The sequence below is a fragment of the Leisingera sp. McT4-56 genome (genome assembly GCF_020514995.1).
Classification (GTDB): Bacteria; Pseudomonadota; Alphaproteobacteria; order Rhodobacterales; family Rhodobacteraceae; genus Leisingera; species Leisingera aquaemixtae_A.
Genome location: NZ_JAJALF010000002.1, coordinates 125,215 through 139,828 on the forward strand (window position 1 = coordinate 125,215; position 14,614 = coordinate 139,828).

Consider the following 14,614-nt stretch of genomic DNA (forward strand, 5'->3'; position numbering starts at 1 on the left):
GCAGACACAGGAGAACTCAGATGCCGCTGTCAAACCTCGTTCCCGCGCCGGATACCGCACTCTGCGCAGCTGCCGCAGAAATGGCCCGCATGGCCAGCGAGCCTTTCCTCTACAACCACGTGAGCCGCTCCCATGCGTTCGGCGCGCTGATGGCTCGGAAGATGGGTATGACCTACGACCCGGAGCTGTTCTACATCGCCGCCATGCTGCATGATTTGGGCCTGACAGAGGCCTACAAGGGCGATGACCGGTTTGAAGTGGATGCCGCGGATGCCGCCGCGCGCTTTCTTGCGGCGCAGAATGTGGAGCAATCCCGCATCGACCGGGTTTGGGACGCCATTGCGCTGCACACCACGTTTTCCATCCCGCAAAAGAAATCGCCGGAAGCAGCCCTGGTGCAAATCGGTGCCGGCATCGACGTCGGCGTGATCCCGCATGACAAGATCACTCCGGAGGTGATGGAACAGGTGCTTGACGCCTACCCCCGCCTCGGCTTCAAACAGGCCATGGAACAGGCCCTGGCCCGGATCTATGCGGAGAAACCGATGACGGCGATGCACAACTTCGGGGCAGATGTGGCCCGCCGGAATGTCCCGGGTTTCCACCAGCCGCATTTCTGCGACATGCTGCACGGCGCGGATTTCCCGGAATGAGCCGGGGCCGCGGGCGCCCGCGCAAGTTCGACGAGGGTGAAGTGCGGCAGGCCATCATGCGCTGCTTCTGGGCCAAGGGCTATACCGCGACCTCGCTTGACGACCTGGCCAAGGCGACCGGACTGGTGCGGCCCAGCCTTTATGCGGCCTTTGGCGGCAAAGAGGATATGTTTCTGGCAGCGATGGACGATTTTGCTGCCAGAACAAGGGGCTATCTGACTGACAAAGTGCCTTCAGAGGCATCCCCGGCCGCAGCCTTGCAAGCCGTATTTCTGGCGATGCTGGATCTTTACCAGACAGACGAAGGCGGCCGGGGCTGCCTGGTCTTTTCAACCGCAACAGCAGAAGCACCCGCGCACCCGGAAATCCGAGACAAGCTTCAGGAACAGCTTGAGCGAAGCGACGTTCAATTCCGGAACCTGCTTCAGCGCCACGCGCAAACGGCAGCACCGCAAAGCCTGGACGTGGCGGCAGCGCTTGCTGCGGCCACGCTGCACTCCATCGGCCTGCGCGCCCGGTCCGGTGTTCCGCGGCCCGCCTTGGAAGAGTTTGCCGCAAACGCCGCGCGTGGTATCGAGGCGCTTATTACCCGCTCTTCCGGAAAACAAAGCCCCGACTGAGCCCGCGCAGCGCACCATGCCGCAGCAGGCGGCCCTGCGCCGCAAGCGGCGCCGGGCCCTACCGGTGAGGATGCAATCAGCAGATTGCATCGCAATGGGCGGGAGACCCCCGCCCGCAGCGCAGTTCAGCTCAATTGACGGAAACCAGCTCGATGTCGAACACCAGATCCTTGCCCGCGAGGAAATGGTTGGCGTCCAGGGTCACGGTTTCGTCGCTGACTTCCACGACGGTCACCGGCAGCACCTGGCCATCGGGGCTTTGCATCTGCAACTGGGTGCCAAGGTCCAGCGGGATGTCCGCAGGGATACCCTCGCGCGGGATTTCCTGACGGGCAGCGGGATTGATCGGGCCGTAAGCCTCGGTGCAGGGGATCTCGAGGACTTTCTTGTCCCCTACCGCCATGCCTTCTAGACCTGCATCCATTCCCGCGATCACGTGGCCCGCGCCTACGGTGAATTCCAGCGGATCCCGGCCCTCCGAGCTGTCAAAGACGGTGCCGTCTGTCAGCTTGCCTGTGTAGTGGATGCGCACGGTGTCGCCGTTCTTTACCCCGGTCATGAGACCTCCAATCGGTTGCGGGTTGATCAAGTGGGGCAGCCTAACGGCCGCAGACGCGATGTAAACCCGTATGGGTACAATTTCCTTCTTTGCCCGCTCTCTGCCTTCGTGCCAATCTCGCCGCAGGGGAGGACAGAATGCCGATCACCACCTGTATCTTCGACGCCTATGGAACGCTGTTCGATGTCGCCGCCGCCGCCCGGCAGGCCGCAAGTGAACCCGCGTTTCCGCACCTGCAGGACAATTGGGCAGAGCTTGCCAGCCACTGGCGGCTGAAACAGCTGCAATATACCTGGCTGCGCGCTATCACCAATGCTCACGCTGATTTCTGGGACGTGACTCAGGACGGGCTCGACTGGGCGATGGAGGCGGCCGGACTGTCCGGCGACGTGGCGCTGCGCCAGCGGCTGCTGGATCTCTACTGGGAGCTGCAGGCCTATCCGGAAGTGCCCGCGATGCTGCGGGAATTGAAAGACGCGGGCATGAATACCGCGATCCTGTCGAATGGTTCCCCTGCTATGCTGGATGGCGCCGTGCAGTCGGCCGGGCTGGGCGATGTGCTGGATGATGTTCTGTCGGTGGAAAGCGTCGGCATCTTCAAACCCGATGCCCGCGTCTATGATCTGGTTGGCAAACGGTTCGGCTGCGCCAAGGAAGAGGTGCTGTTTGTCTCCTCCAACGGCTGGGACGCGGCAGGGGCCGCGGGCTATGGCTTTGTGACCGCTTGGGTGAACCGCGCAGGCGAGCCGGTTGACCGGCTTCCCTGGAAACCGGCGCACATCCTGCCGGATTTGACCACCATCCCAGACCTTTCCAAGGGCTGAACCGCAGATGCCTTTCTTTGACACTTCGGACGGGCTGCGCCTGCATTACACAGACACCGGCGAAGGCCTGCCGCTTTTGTGCCTGGCGGGCCTGACACGGGACGGCCGGGACTTCCGCTATTTTGCACCGCATGCCACGCGGTACCGGATGATTACCCTGGATGCCCGTGGACGCGGGCAGTCGGAGCACGACCCGGACTTCATGAACTACAATGTCCTGCGTGAGGCGCAGGATGTGCTGGAGCTGGTGGATTATCTGGGTGTCAGTCGGACCGCCATCCTCGGCACCTCGCGCGGCGGGCTGGTGGCGATGACACTGGCGGCGATGTCTAAGGACAGGCTGTCGGCGGTGATCCTGAACGACGTCGGCCCGGAGATCCCGCCCGGCGGCATCGCCCGGATAATGGAATATGTGGGCCGCCGCCCGGCAGCCAAATCTCATGCGCAGGCTGCGGAAACGCTGGAGCATCTTATGGCTCCTGCCTTTCCGGACGTGCCGGCGGGCCGGTGGCGCGAGGAGGTTGAAACTTTCTACGATCAAACCCCGGACGGGCTTTCCCTGCGCTATGACCCGCGCCTGCGCGACGCGCTGATGGCGCAAGCTGATGCAGGCCCGCCGCCGGATCTGTGGCCGCTGTTCCTGGCGCTGGACGGCCTGCCCTGCGGCGTGATCCGCGGCGCGAATTCCGACATTTTGAGCGCAGAAACCTTTGAGGAGATGCAACACCGCCTGCCCGCCTTGCAGGCAGCGGAAATTGCCAGCCGCGGCCATGTTCCCTTTTTGGACGAGCCGGAAGCGCTCGCCCTCATCCATTCAGTTCTGGACCGGATCAAATGACCTCAATTGCAATGATCGAAGCCGCGGCGGAGCGGCTGAAGGGCCATGCCCGCGTAACCCCGCTGCTTTCCTCGCCGTTTCTCGACGAGATTGCCGGGCGGCGCCTGCTGGTGAAGGCGGAATGCCTGCAGCATACCGGGTCGTTCAAGTTCCGCGGCGGCTGGTCGGCGGTCTCCGCGCTGCCGGAACAGGACCGCAAGCGCGGGGTGATCGCCTATTCCAGCGGCAACCATGCGCAGGGGGTGGCGGCCGCAGCCAAGGCACACGGCGCGCCTGCGGTGATCGTGATGCCGGCAGACGCCCCGCAGCTTAAGATCCAGAACACCCGTGATCTGGGTGCCGAGGTGGTGCTGTATGACCGTGCCGGCGGTGAAAGCCGCGAGGCAGTGGGAGCGCAATACGCGGAAGACCGCGGGCTGACGCTGATCAAGCCCTATGACGAGCCGCTGGTGATTGCCGGCCAGGGCACCTGCGGGCTGGAGATTGCTGAGCAGGCCGCAGCGGAAGGTGTCAGCACAGCAGAGGTGCTGGTCAACTGCGGCGGCGGCGGGCTGTCTTCTGGCATTGCGCTGGCGCTGGAAGCCCGCGCGCCAGGACTGCGGGTGCGGCCGGTGGAGCCGGAAGGTTTCGACGACGTGACCCGGTCGCTGGCGGCAGGCGAAATCCGGCAGAATCCCAGCCAGTCGGGCTGCATCTGCGATGCCATCCTGACACCGCAGCCGGGGGATATCACATTTCCGATCCTCAGCCGCCTGTGCGGTCCGGGGCTGGTCATCACCGAGGAAGAGGCGCTTCGGGCAATGGCGCTGGCGTTCTTGCGGCTGAAGATCGTGCTGGAGCCCGGAGGCGCGGCCTCTCTGGCGGCGGCCCTTTTCCACCCGGAACAGATCCAAGGCGAGGCTGTGATCGCAGTGGCAACCGGCGGCAATGTGGATGCAGAGCTGTTCCGGGAGGCGCTCTCGCGTTATGCTTGAGACCTGGCCGCGCGATGGTCCGCGCGGCAGCCAGGGGGACACGTCATGACACGTTTCACCATCGCCTCGTTCAACGTCAAAAACCTGATCGGCCCGGAGCGGGAATTCTACCGCTTTGAAAGCTACACGCCGGAGGAGTACGCGTGGAAGGCTGACTGGATGGCCGACCAGCTGCTGACGCTGAATGCGGATATCGTCGGCTTCCAGGAAGTCTTTGAGGAAGCACCGCTGCGGCAGGTGATCGCCGAAGCCGACCGGCGCGGCGCACTGGCCAATGCTGCCAGCATCCCCGATCCTGCCAAACGCTATCACCGCAAGGCAATATTCCAGAAACTGGCCTACGGCTCCTATGCCGAGGCAGAGCTGGCTTTTGCCCCTAACCTCAATGACACCAGCGAGCCGGGCAAGCGGCGGCCCGGGCTGGCGGTGCTGTCGCGTTTCGGCTTTGAGGGAGACCCGGAAGTGATCCAGGACCTTGCCCAGCCGCTGGATATTCCGATGGCTTGCTTGGGTGAGGAGGAAGACGCGGGATTTTACACGCTCCGCCGTCTGTCGCGCCCGATCCTCAAGGTGCAGGTCCCGGTCGGGGATCAGGTGATCAGCGTGTTCAACTGCCACCTGAAATCGAAACTTGGCGAATACATCAAGCCGCAGGGCGCCCCCTACCCGCCCGAGACCGTGCTGCCGGCCTATGATGCTGCAGGCAGGGCGATGGGGTCGCTGCGCGCGGCGCTCAGGCGGATGGGCGAGGCCTGGGTGCTGCGCCGCGCGGTACTGGACGAGCTGGAACAGGGCCGGCCGGTGATGGTGCTGGGAGACTTCAACGACGGTGAACACGCGGTCAGCAGCGAGATCATCTCCGGCGAGGTGCCGTTCAAGAACTATACCTGGATGCTCCGCCACGATGCACAGCACCCGGGCGACCGCTACAGCGAGGCCGAGGACGCGCAGATCCGCGAGGCTGTAGACCGGGTGCGGCTGCGCTCGGCGGAAAAGATGTTCCTGCGGAAATCCCTGCGCGACGTGGTCTACACCACGGCCTTTGGCGGAGTTCACGAGAGCATCGACCAGATCTACATGTCGCGCCACTTCGACCCTGACTGGCACGGAGCGGTCGGCAAGATGCACTATTACAGCGTCTTCAACGACCATCTGACCGATGGCAGCCACCCGGAGGCGCCGTTCAACAAGCTTGCCTCGGACCATGGCCAGATCATGGCCCATATGGAACTGCACGGCTGAGCCCTGCCGATTGCTTTACCTCCCTGCCCCGGCACAGGTAGACTGCGGCGGAGCAGAAACGAGGTATCCCATGCAAATTGCAGATCTGGGCGATGTCCAGCTTCACTACCGCGTTGACGGTGACGCAGGCGGCGCCCCCATCGTGTTTGCCAACTCGCTCGGCACGGATCTGAGAGTCTGGGATGCTGTGGTGGAAAGGCTGCCCGCAGGATTGCGCATCATCCGCTACGACAAGCGCGGGCATGGGCTGTCCTCCTGCCCGCCTGCCCCCTATTCGATGGGTGCGCTTGTGCGGGATGCGGAGCGGCTGCTGGACCACCTGGACGTGCGCGACTGTATGTTCGTGGGCCTGTCGATCGGCGGCATGATCGCACAGGGGCTGGCAGTAAAGCGGCTGGACCAGATCCGTGCGCTGGTGCTGTCGAACACCGCCGCCAAGATCGGCACCGCCGAAATGTGGAAAGAACGGGTCCGGACCGTTCAAAGCGACGGCATTGAGGCACTGGCCGATGCGGTGATGGAGCGCTGGTTTGCCCGCGGCTTCCGGTCAGCGCCGGAGCTGCAGCTGTGGCGCAACATGCTGGTGCAGCAATCGCGCGATGGTTACGCAGGCTGCTGCGCTGCGATTGCGGGCACTGATTTCTATACCCCCACCAGCGGGCTGCGGCTGCCTTGCCTGGGCATCGCAGGATCCGAGGACGGCTCTACCCCGCCCGACCTGGTGCGTGAGACAGTGGACCTGATCCCAGGCAGCCAGTTCCACCTGATCCGGCGCGCGGGCCACATTCCCTGTGTCGAGCAGCCGGATGTATACACTGAGCGCCTGACGGCCTTCCTGAGGGAGACCGGGCACATTGGCTGAGTTTCTTCTTGTTAACGGTTCCTGCCACGGCCCATGGTGCTGGCGCGACACGGTCTCGGCGCTGGAGGCCCGCGGCCACACGGCCCGCACCATCACCCTGCCCGGCCATGCCGACGGGCGCGATCCGGCGTGGGTCACACTGGCCGAAACGGCGGAGGCAGTTGCCGCGGCTTCAACCCCGAACACCCTGATCGTCGGGCATTCCTGGGGCGGTTTTCCCATTTCTGCAGCCGCAGAGGCGCATCCAGAGCGATTGAGCGGGCTGATCTACCTTTGCGCCTATCTGCCGGTCAGCGGCATGTCCCTTATCGGCATGCGCAAGGCAGGCCCCCGGCAGACCCTGGAAGGCGCAACCCGGAAGAACGAGGCAGGCACCGCATACAGTCTGGTGCCGGAGACCACGCCGGACCTGTTCTATCACGACTGCCCGGCTGAAGCGGTGCGCTTTGCCATGGAAAACCTCTGTGCACAGCCAATCCTGCCGCAGGACACGCCGGTCCACCTGAGCGAACGGTTCGAGGGCGTTCCCAAGGCCTACATCCGCTGCACCGAAGACCGGGTCATTCCGCCGGAATACCAGGCTCAGATGGCGGCCCGCCTGCCGCCAGGGCGGGCACATGATATGAACACATCCCATTCGCCCTTCTTCGCCGACCCGGAAGGTCTGGCAGAGCTGATGGGGCAGATTGCAAAGGACTTCTGATGGCAGGTTCTGTCTTTGACAGCCAAATCTATGGCGGCCTATTCAGCAGCGGCGAGGCCAGCCGCCTGTTCTCGGACAGCGCCGAAGTGCGCGCCATGCTGCTGGTGGAGGGCGCGCTGGCCAAGGCGCAAGGCGAAGCAGGTGTGATCCCTCAGGAAAGCGCGTCTGCGATCGGGCGGGCCGTGGTCGAGATCGCCGTCGACCCGGGTGTTCTGAAACGGCCCGCGGGGCAGAACGGTGTGCCGGTTCCGGGGCTGGTGGCCGCATTCCGCGAAGAAATGAAGGCGCCCGAACATGCGCAATATGTGCATTGGGGTGCGACCTCGCAGGACATCATGGACAGCGCGCTGATGCTGCGGCTGCGCCAGGCGCTGGCGCTGGTTGAGGCGGATGTGAAAGCCGCGGTGCTATCGCTTGGCGGACTGGCCAGGGCGCATGCGGAGCTGCCGATGGCCGCCCGCACCTATGGGCAGCACGCAACGCCTACCAGCTTCGGCGCGGTGGCGGCGGCTTGGGGCACCCCGCTGCTGAACCTGCTGGAAGAACTGCCCGGCTTGCGGCACTCCTGCCTGATGGTGTCCCTGTCCGGCGCGGCGGGCACGTCCAGCGCGCTGGGAATGAAGGCTGCAGAGGTACGCGCCGCCATGGCAAGGGGGCTGGCCTTGCAGGATCCGGGGCGCAGCTGGCACACCGACCGCACACCGGTGCTGCGCATCGCGGACTGGATGCTCCGCGTGATCCTTGCCTTTGGCAAAATCGGCGAAGACTGCACTGCGCTGGCGCAAAGCGGGGTCCAGGAGATTTCGCTCGGTGGAGCCGGCGCCTCTTCCACCATGCCGCAAAAGCAGAACCCGGTGTCCCCCTCGGTGCTGGCGGCGCTGGCCCGGCAGGGCAGCGGCTTGTTCTCTGTCCTTCAGGGCGCCTCAATGCAGCAGCATCAGCGCGACGGTGCGGCCTGGTTCACCGAATGGATGTGCCTGCCGCAGATCGTTCTGGGCGCGGCAGCTGCCGCAAGAACAGGCAAGGAGCTCTGCGCGAGCATTGCACCGTGCGCTGAGGCCATGGCGGCTGCGCTGTCGTCCGGGCTGGGCCTGATCCACGCCGAAGCGCTGAGCTTTTCCCTGGCGGCACAGATGCCGCGGCCCGATGCCCAGGCGGCGGTCAAAGCCTTGTGTCAGGAGGCTCAGGCCTCGCAAACCCCGCTGCGGGATCTAGTGGCGCGGGACTATCCGGACCTGGATACGGATGCCTTGTTTGACCCCGCCAGGCAGATGGGCCATGCCCCATGGGAGGCCCTTCAGTTCAGCAAGAAATCCGACAGCCTGCGCAATCCCTGACAGGATTGCGCCCGGCAGCGCGCAGGGTGTCTTCCGTGACGTTACAACGCGTCCCGCCCTGCGCATTCCCGCTTGATGCAACCACCCCGGCGCGTCACCCTGACTGCAAACGGGGAGGATAATCATGCAAACCATCAAAGCCGCTGTCTGCCATGAATTCGGCGCCCCGCTGGTCATCGAGGACGTGCAGCTGGCGCCGCCCGGCACGGGTGAAGTCGAGGTCACGCTGGACGCAGTTGCAATCTGCCACAGCGACATTTCCTTTGCCGAAGGCGCCTGGGGCGGGCATCTGCCTGCGGTTTACGGCCACGAGGCCGCCGGGGTGATCACCGGGGTCGGCACAGGTGTGCAGGGTTTCAGCGCTGGCGATTCCGTTGTGGTCACACTGATCCGCAGCTGCGGCACCTGCCCGTCATGCGCAGGCGGCAGGCCGGTGATTTGCGAAACGCCCTATGACACAGTCAACGGTCCGTTGAAGACGGCCAGCGGCGAACCGCTGGACCAGGCGATGGCTTGCGGCGCCTTTGCCGAGAAGGTGGTGGTGGACCAGCGTCAGATCGTGAAGATCCCCGCAGAAATCGGCAAGGACGCGGCGGCGCTGATCTCCTGCGGGGTGATCACCGGTGTGGGGGCGGCAGTCAACGCGGCCCGGCTGCGTGCAGGCCAGGACGTGGTGGTCATCGGCGCAGGCGGCGTAGGCCTCAACGCCATTCAGGGCGCCCGTATTGCTGGCGCCCGCCGCATCGTCGCCGTCGACATGAATCCTGACAAACTGGAAACCGCCAAGGAGTTCGGTGCCACCCACGGGGTGCTTGCCACTGAAGACAAGCCATGGAAAGCCGCCCATAAGGCACTTGGAGGACGCGGCGCCGATGCGGTGCTGGTAACCGTCGGAGCCATTCCCGCCTATGATCAGGCGCCGCGGTATTTGGCCCGCGGCGGCAAGGCGGTGCTGATCGGCATGCCGCATTCCGGTGCCAAGGCCGCCTACGAACCCGTTGTTCTGGCCGCAGTGGGTCAGGGATTGATCGGTTCCAAGATGGGGGATGCTGTGATCCAGCGCGACATTCCGTGGATGGTGGATCTGTATCAGCAAGGCCGCCTGAAACTGGATGAACTGATCTCTGGCCGCTGGTCTCTGGAGCAGATCAATGAAGCGATTGCCGACACCAAGACTGGCAGCGCCAAGCGGAACGTGATTGTCTTCAACCGTGCCAGTACAGTGGAATAACCTCGCTTAGGGATAACGGAGCACCTCCAACCCGGGATGTTCCCACCGCCGCTCCACCTGGGCTTTGCCGCCACGCCTGGCTCACGGCAAACGCCAGGCCACTGGTGCGGGCGGCCGCCGCCTTTGTCTAATGCGGATGTTCAAAACAATTGCCCCCGTTTCGTAACCTGCGTCAGATCTTACCGGAACCCTCTTCTGCTGTGCCATTGGCTATGGCAACCGGTGGCTCTCCGCCGATTCAAAGGCGCATTGCAACTGCGAGGTGACTTGGTTGCAGGAAGCAGGCAAGCTGCAGAAAAACGAAAACAGGACATTGAGCAGTGCCCCCGTCAAGAAGTGACGACAGCCCGCCGGAAGCGGACATGCAGGAGAGTGCGGCCGAGGCTGCTGCATTCCTGAAAACGCTTGCGCATGAAGGCCGCCTGATGATCCTCTGCCATCTGTGCGCGGGGGAACGTTCGGTTAGCGAATTGGAAGCTCTATTGAACATGCGCCAGGCAGCGGTAAGCCAGATGCTGGCCCGGCTGCGTGAAGAGGGGTTGGTTGCGACCCGGCGCGACGGCAAGACGGTTTTCTATTCTCTCAAGGACAGCAACACGGAAGAGATGATTGCCCTTCTCTACAAGCAGTTTTGCGGTGTCAGCTGAGTTCCCGTTTCTGTGACCAACGCTTGCTGGCAGCGGCCTGACAACCGTTCCAATGCCATTGCAGGCAGGGACACTGGGCTAGCCGGTTATTCCTCGTCCGCCCGCACTTTTTGGGTCTGCACCCCCAATCCCTCGATCTCCAGCCGCATCACATCGCCGGACTTCAGATACACAGGCTCCGGCTTGGCGCCCATGCCCACACCAGGCGGCGTTCCGGTTGCAATCACATCTCCAGGATGCAGTGTCATCAGCTGGCTAAGATGCGAAACAATCTGGGCCACGGTGAACACCATCCTGCTGGTATTGCCGGTCTGGCGCCGGGCGCCATTCACATCGCACGTCAGCCACAGGTTCTGCGGATCCGGCACTTCATCCCTGGTCACCAGCCAGGGTCCAAGAGGCCCGAAGGTGTCGCAGCTTTTGCCCTTGGTCCATTGCCCGGTCAGCTTGGTCTGAAAATCCCGTTCTGACACGTCGTTGATCACGCAATAGCCCGCGACATAATCCAGCGCTTCGGCCTCGGACACGTATTTGGCGGCCTTGCCGATAACCACGCCCAGCTCCACTTCCCAATCCGAGGAAACTGAGCCGCGGGGCAGAACGACGTCATCGTCCGGCCCGCAGATCGACGACGTGGCCTTGAGGAACAGAATCGGATGCTCCGGCAGGGCCATCCCCATTTCCTCAGCATGATCGGTGTAGTTCAGGCCGATGCCAAGGAACTTGCCGGGCTGCCCGACACAAGGCGCAAGGCTTGGTGCCCCCGCCGCCAGCGGCAGCGTCTTGGGGTCCAAGGCCGACAGCCGGGCCAGGGTTTCATCACCCAGGACCGCGCCGGTGATGTCCGGCACATGGGCCGACAGATCCCTGACTGCGCCCGCGCTGTCCAGCATTCCCGGGCGCACCTCGGTGCCCGTGCGGTACCGCAGCAGTTTCATGTCGTTTTCTCCCGTTCGGTTTTGTGATCAGTTGGAAACGTAGCCTGCCACCACCTGCAGCAGCTTGAAAGCGGTCGACGCGTCGTTCTCCACAACCGCCAGGAACTCTTCCTCGCCGATCCGCAGGCATCGCAGATCGCTTGCTGCAACCATGCTGAGCGCGCGCGGCTCCTGCCGGATAAGCCCCAGTTCTCCGACTAGCCGGCCTGGGCCGACCTGGGCAATCAACCGGTCCTCCGCCCCTTCTTGCGGCAGCAGAAGATCCGCCTCGCCCGACAAAATCATGTAGGCGCCGTCCGTGGCCTCGTCGTCCTTGAGGAAAACCACTTCGCCCGCCTTGGCCTCGTACCAGCGCGCGCCGAAAGCCAGGAGGCGCAGCTGGCGCCGGTTGAGACCGGAAAACAGCTCGGTCTGCTCCAGCGCCCGCAGCTTGCGGGCCAGATCCTGGCTGGCTGCACCTTCTTCCGCGGACACAGCCTGCGCCTCATCGCTGACCAGCCGGCCCTGGCGCAATTCAAAGAACACATCAAATACGTCCGGGTTCTGAAATCCGGGCGCCAGATAGATCAGCGTCGTGTCGGGCAGCAGCTTGCGCAGGTTCTTGTGCACCGCAACGCGGGTTTCCAGGTCATAGCTCGCCATCGCGGAATCCAGGATCAGGATATCCGGACGCTTGATCGTGGCGCGGCAGAAGGCCAGCGGTTCCGCGAAACTGGCCGCCAGCCCCTGCCCGCCCACTGCAATCGGCATGTCAAAAATCAGTTCCACCACTTGATCGCGCAAGCCTTCGCGCACCATGAGGTCGGAGACCAGTTTGCGCACCTCATCACCTTTGGCACCTGCGGCATCGGATATCTTGCCGAAGAGAGCGTTTTCCAGAACCGTGAGGCTGGGGGTAATTGCGTCTTCCTGGAAAGGCGCAAAACCTGTGCCCAGCGTCTTCAAAAGGGCGTCCCCATTACTGCGCCGGAAGCCGAGAATGCGCTCCTTCATGTCATCTTCAAATGCAGGCCCAATTTGCTCTGCGGAGATGGTGAAGGGCACGATCAGCAGCTGCGCCAGTTCTTCCCGGCTCAGCGCCGCCGCATCAGCGGTGCCGGAGCGGTCAACTAGCGCCAGCGCAGCCTCGTAGGCCGCAACGTCCAGACCTAGCTTACGGAAAAGCGGGTGGCCAGTTCCATCCACGCCAAAGATCTGCCGCAGCATTTCAACCACATCTCGGGTCAGCGCTACCAGGCTTTCGTCAAGGCCAAGTTGCTTCAGCTGGTCAAGGAAATCCTTTTGCTGGTTCAGCATCTCGCCGGTCAGGGCCTCCTGAGAGGCCGCAAACAAAAGGTTCTCGGCAACTGGGAGGGCCGGGTTGTAGCTCCCGGGCTCCAGGAAGTGCACATGCACATCCAGCCCGGCCTTTTCGATCGCCTCGCGCACCGTTGGACGCAGCTTGACCAGTTGCTCAGCCAGTTCCTGATGCGCGGCCTCCTCGAACCGCTGCTCGATACCGCGCCGGAACAGCGCAGTGTCAGAGCCGATCCCCTCCACCACTTTCAGCCACCAGCCGCGCAATTCGGCCTCGCTGGAAAACCCGGCCAGCTTGGGATCCAGCCACGGCGCATCAAACGGGTCCGGGCTGTTGCCCGCCTGAATGGCGACCTCCAGCTGTTCCAGATCCCGCGCATCTCCCTGCGGGCGCATCCGCATCGGCATCATCACGTTGTCGCCAAAGGACCCCTGAAACAGCACCGGCCGCGACGTGGCATAGCCAATCCGCGCTGCCACTACTGCCTGATGCAGCCCGCTCATGTCCTGCTCTGCCACGGTCACAGTTCCCGAGGAAGGCAGGATTTCCCGCGTCAGCAGCTCCGCCAGCGCCCTGCGGTCTTCTTCGGATGGCGCTGCGATCCCGATCACCTGCCCGACCGGAAAGGTTGCGCTCAATTCCTCGAGCACCAGATTGCCGTCGGAGTCCCGCACGGTGACGGAATCAAGCACCACATCGCCGGAGAGATGCTGCAGCTCCTCCGGTTCACCGCTTAGCAGCTCTTCATCCACCATCCCCTGCGGCGCAAAGCGCTCCAGGATCACATCCCAGCGCAGGCTCATGTCCTGGGTCTGGTTGTAATATGCCAGCAGCTCCTTCCAGGGCGATGCCAGATCCTTGTAAGCGGCCAGGGCTGCCACAAGCGCGCCCAGCGAGACCTTGCCCTGCAGCACCAGATACCCGCCGACTGCATAAAAGAAGAAAGGAGTCAGCTGGGTGATGAAGTTATTAAGAAACTTCATGAAAAACTTTTTCTGGTAGATCAGGAAGCGGATTTCATAAAGCCGCCCCAGCCGGGCGGTGATGATCGCCATCCGGTAACGCCAGCCGCCATTGATCCGCAGCGTCGAAGCGCCGGCGGCGCTTTCCCCGATTTCTGTCGCCAGCGCCCGCACCTGCTTGATGCGTTTCTTGTTCAGCTGGTTGATCTGCCGTTGCAGCATCGGGATAAGCCAGCCCTGCAGCGGAATCAGGGCAATCGCCGCCATCCCGAACCAGAAGTTCTGCAGAAACAGAAAGAACAGGATAGTCAGCATCTGCCCAGCCTGCAGCACCGGCTGGCTGACCGCGTCGCCCATCAGCCCGCCCATCGGTTCGGATTCCGAAGTGACCATCGACACCAGCTCACCCTGGCTGACCCGCTCGAAATAGGGCTGCGGGAAGCGCAGGACGCGGGCGATCAGCTGGTAGCGGAACCGGCGCAGCATCCGCTCCGCCAGCACCCCCTTCATGGTGTTGATCCGCATTTTCAGCAGACCGTGGCACAGCACCGACAGAAGGAAAGCCCCGCAAAGGATCCACAGGAACGTCAGCTGGTCAAAACTCTGCCCCAGCACCGTAATCGTCGAGCTCTCGGCACCAATTGCATCGTTGATAATCCGCTTGGGCAGCTCCAGCGTCAGATACAGCAGCGGGAACAGACAAGCAGTGACAACCAGCAGCACCAGCTGATCGCGTTTCGAGTATTTCCAGATGAAACGGAACAGAGAGCGTTCTATGGGAATGCTCCATAAATGGCAGCTACGGACAAGATACCCTATGGGTAGCGCGGTTTGGCCAGCACAGGCAATGGGCAGAAGCCCGCCCCGTCCCGTTGCGGCACTCTGCCGTCACAGCATTTGCCAGACGGCAAAAAATCCGTAAGGTTC

Annotated in this window: 14 protein-coding genes; 11 read left to right on the plus strand and 3 right to left on the minus strand. The window is 63.4% G+C overall.

What is annotated here, in order from left to right; translation table 11 throughout:
• Positions 1 to 20 precede the first annotated feature (20 nt).
• Together LHL23_RS04080 and LHL23_RS04085 are read left to right on the plus strand one after the other, a co-directional pair.
• Entirely contained in the window at positions 21 to 653 is a 633-nt protein-coding gene (locus LHL23_RS04080; RefSeq protein ID WP_226428894.1) for an HD domain-containing protein, read from the plus strand.
• Positions 650 to 1,273: a TetR/AcrR family transcriptional regulator gene (locus LHL23_RS04085; protein ID WP_226428895.1), complete on the plus strand. Its 624-nt coding sequence runs from the start codon at positions 650 to 652 to the stop codon at positions 1,271 to 1,273. The genes LHL23_RS04080 and LHL23_RS04085 overlap by 4 nt, the downstream gene beginning before the upstream one ends.
• Before the next feature lie 130 nt (positions 1,274 to 1,403).
• Here LHL23_RS04085 and LHL23_RS04090 read toward each other — a convergent pair whose 3' ends face one another.
• The gene (locus tag LHL23_RS04090) at positions 1,404 to 1,832 is read right to left on the minus strand and encodes an FKBP-type peptidyl-prolyl cis-trans isomerase (protein WP_222479279.1); all 429 of its coding nucleotides are present in this window, start codon (positions 1,830 to 1,832) and stop codon (positions 1,404 to 1,406) included.
• Positions 1,833 to 1,969: 137 nt separating this feature from the next.
• Here LHL23_RS04090 and LHL23_RS04095 point away from each other — a divergent pair, with 137 nt between their 5' ends.
• The 9 genes from LHL23_RS04095 (at position 1,970) to LHL23_RS04135 (ending at position 10,490) form a co-directional block, all read left to right on the plus strand.
• The gene (locus LHL23_RS04095) at positions 1,970 to 2,656 is read left to right on the plus strand and encodes a haloacid dehalogenase type II (protein ID WP_226428896.1); all 687 of its coding nucleotides are present in this window, start codon (positions 1,970 to 1,972) and stop codon (positions 2,654 to 2,656) included.
• Between the two features lie 7 nt (positions 2,657 to 2,663).
• The gene (locus tag LHL23_RS04100; protein ID WP_226428897.1) at positions 2,664 to 3,494 is read left to right on the plus strand and encodes an alpha/beta fold hydrolase; all 831 of its coding nucleotides are present in this window, start codon (positions 2,664 to 2,666) and stop codon (positions 3,492 to 3,494) included.
• Positions 3,491 to 4,468 carry a threonine ammonia-lyase gene (locus LHL23_RS04105; RefSeq protein WP_226428898.1) on the plus strand — a complete coding sequence of 326 codons (978 nt, stop codon included), beginning with the start codon at positions 3,491 to 3,493 and terminating at the stop codon, positions 4,466 to 4,468. The genes LHL23_RS04100 and LHL23_RS04105 overlap by 4 nt, the downstream gene beginning before the upstream one ends.
• Before the next feature lie 45 nt (positions 4,469 to 4,513).
• Positions 4,514 to 5,710 (plus strand): endonuclease/exonuclease/phosphatase family protein, encoded by a 1,197-nt coding sequence (locus LHL23_RS04110; protein WP_226428899.1) that lies wholly within the window; start codon positions 4,514 to 4,516, stop codon positions 5,708 to 5,710.
• Positions 5,711 to 5,780: 70 nt separating this feature from the next.
• The gene (gene pcaD / locus LHL23_RS04115; RefSeq protein ID WP_222479268.1) at positions 5,781 to 6,572 is read left to right on the plus strand and encodes a 3-oxoadipate enol-lactonase; all 792 of its coding nucleotides are present in this window, start codon (positions 5,781 to 5,783) and stop codon (positions 6,570 to 6,572) included.
• Positions 6,565 to 7,275, plus strand: a complete 711-nt coding sequence (locus tag LHL23_RS04120; protein WP_226428900.1) for an alpha/beta fold hydrolase — start codon at positions 6,565 to 6,567, stop codon at positions 7,273 to 7,275. The genes pcaD and LHL23_RS04120 overlap by 8 nt, the downstream gene beginning before the upstream one ends.
• Positions 7,275 to 8,612 (plus strand): lyase family protein, encoded by a 1,338-nt coding sequence (locus LHL23_RS04125; protein ID WP_226428901.1) that lies wholly within the window; start codon positions 7,275 to 7,277, stop codon positions 8,610 to 8,612. Before LHL23_RS04120 ends, LHL23_RS04125 begins: the two co-directional genes overlap by 1 nt.
• 124 nt (positions 8,613 to 8,736) lie before the next feature.
• Entirely contained in the window at positions 8,737 to 9,843 is a 1,107-nt protein-coding gene (locus LHL23_RS04130; protein WP_222479262.1) for a Zn-dependent alcohol dehydrogenase, read from the plus strand.
• A gap of 362 nt (positions 9,844 to 10,205) precedes the next feature.
• Complete coding sequence (locus tag LHL23_RS04135; RefSeq protein ID WP_222479260.1) at positions 10,206 to 10,490, plus strand: ArsR/SmtB family transcription factor; 285 nt, start codon at positions 10,206 to 10,208, stop codon at positions 10,488 to 10,490.
• 86 nt (positions 10,491 to 10,576) lie between these two features.
• Here the strand turns inward: LHL23_RS04135 and LHL23_RS04140 are convergent, their stop codons facing one another.
• Positions 10,577 to 11,428: a fumarylacetoacetate hydrolase family protein gene (locus LHL23_RS04140; RefSeq protein ID WP_226428902.1), complete on the minus strand. Its 852-nt coding sequence runs from the start codon at positions 11,426 to 11,428 to the stop codon at positions 10,577 to 10,579.
• A 27-nt stretch (positions 11,429 to 11,455) separates the two neighbouring features.
• Complete coding sequence (locus tag LHL23_RS04145) at positions 11,456 to 14,413, minus strand: ABC transporter transmembrane domain-containing protein (RefSeq protein ID WP_226429041.1); 2,958 nt, start codon at positions 14,411 to 14,413, stop codon at positions 11,456 to 11,458.
• Between the last annotated feature and the right edge of the window lie 201 nt (positions 14,414 to 14,614).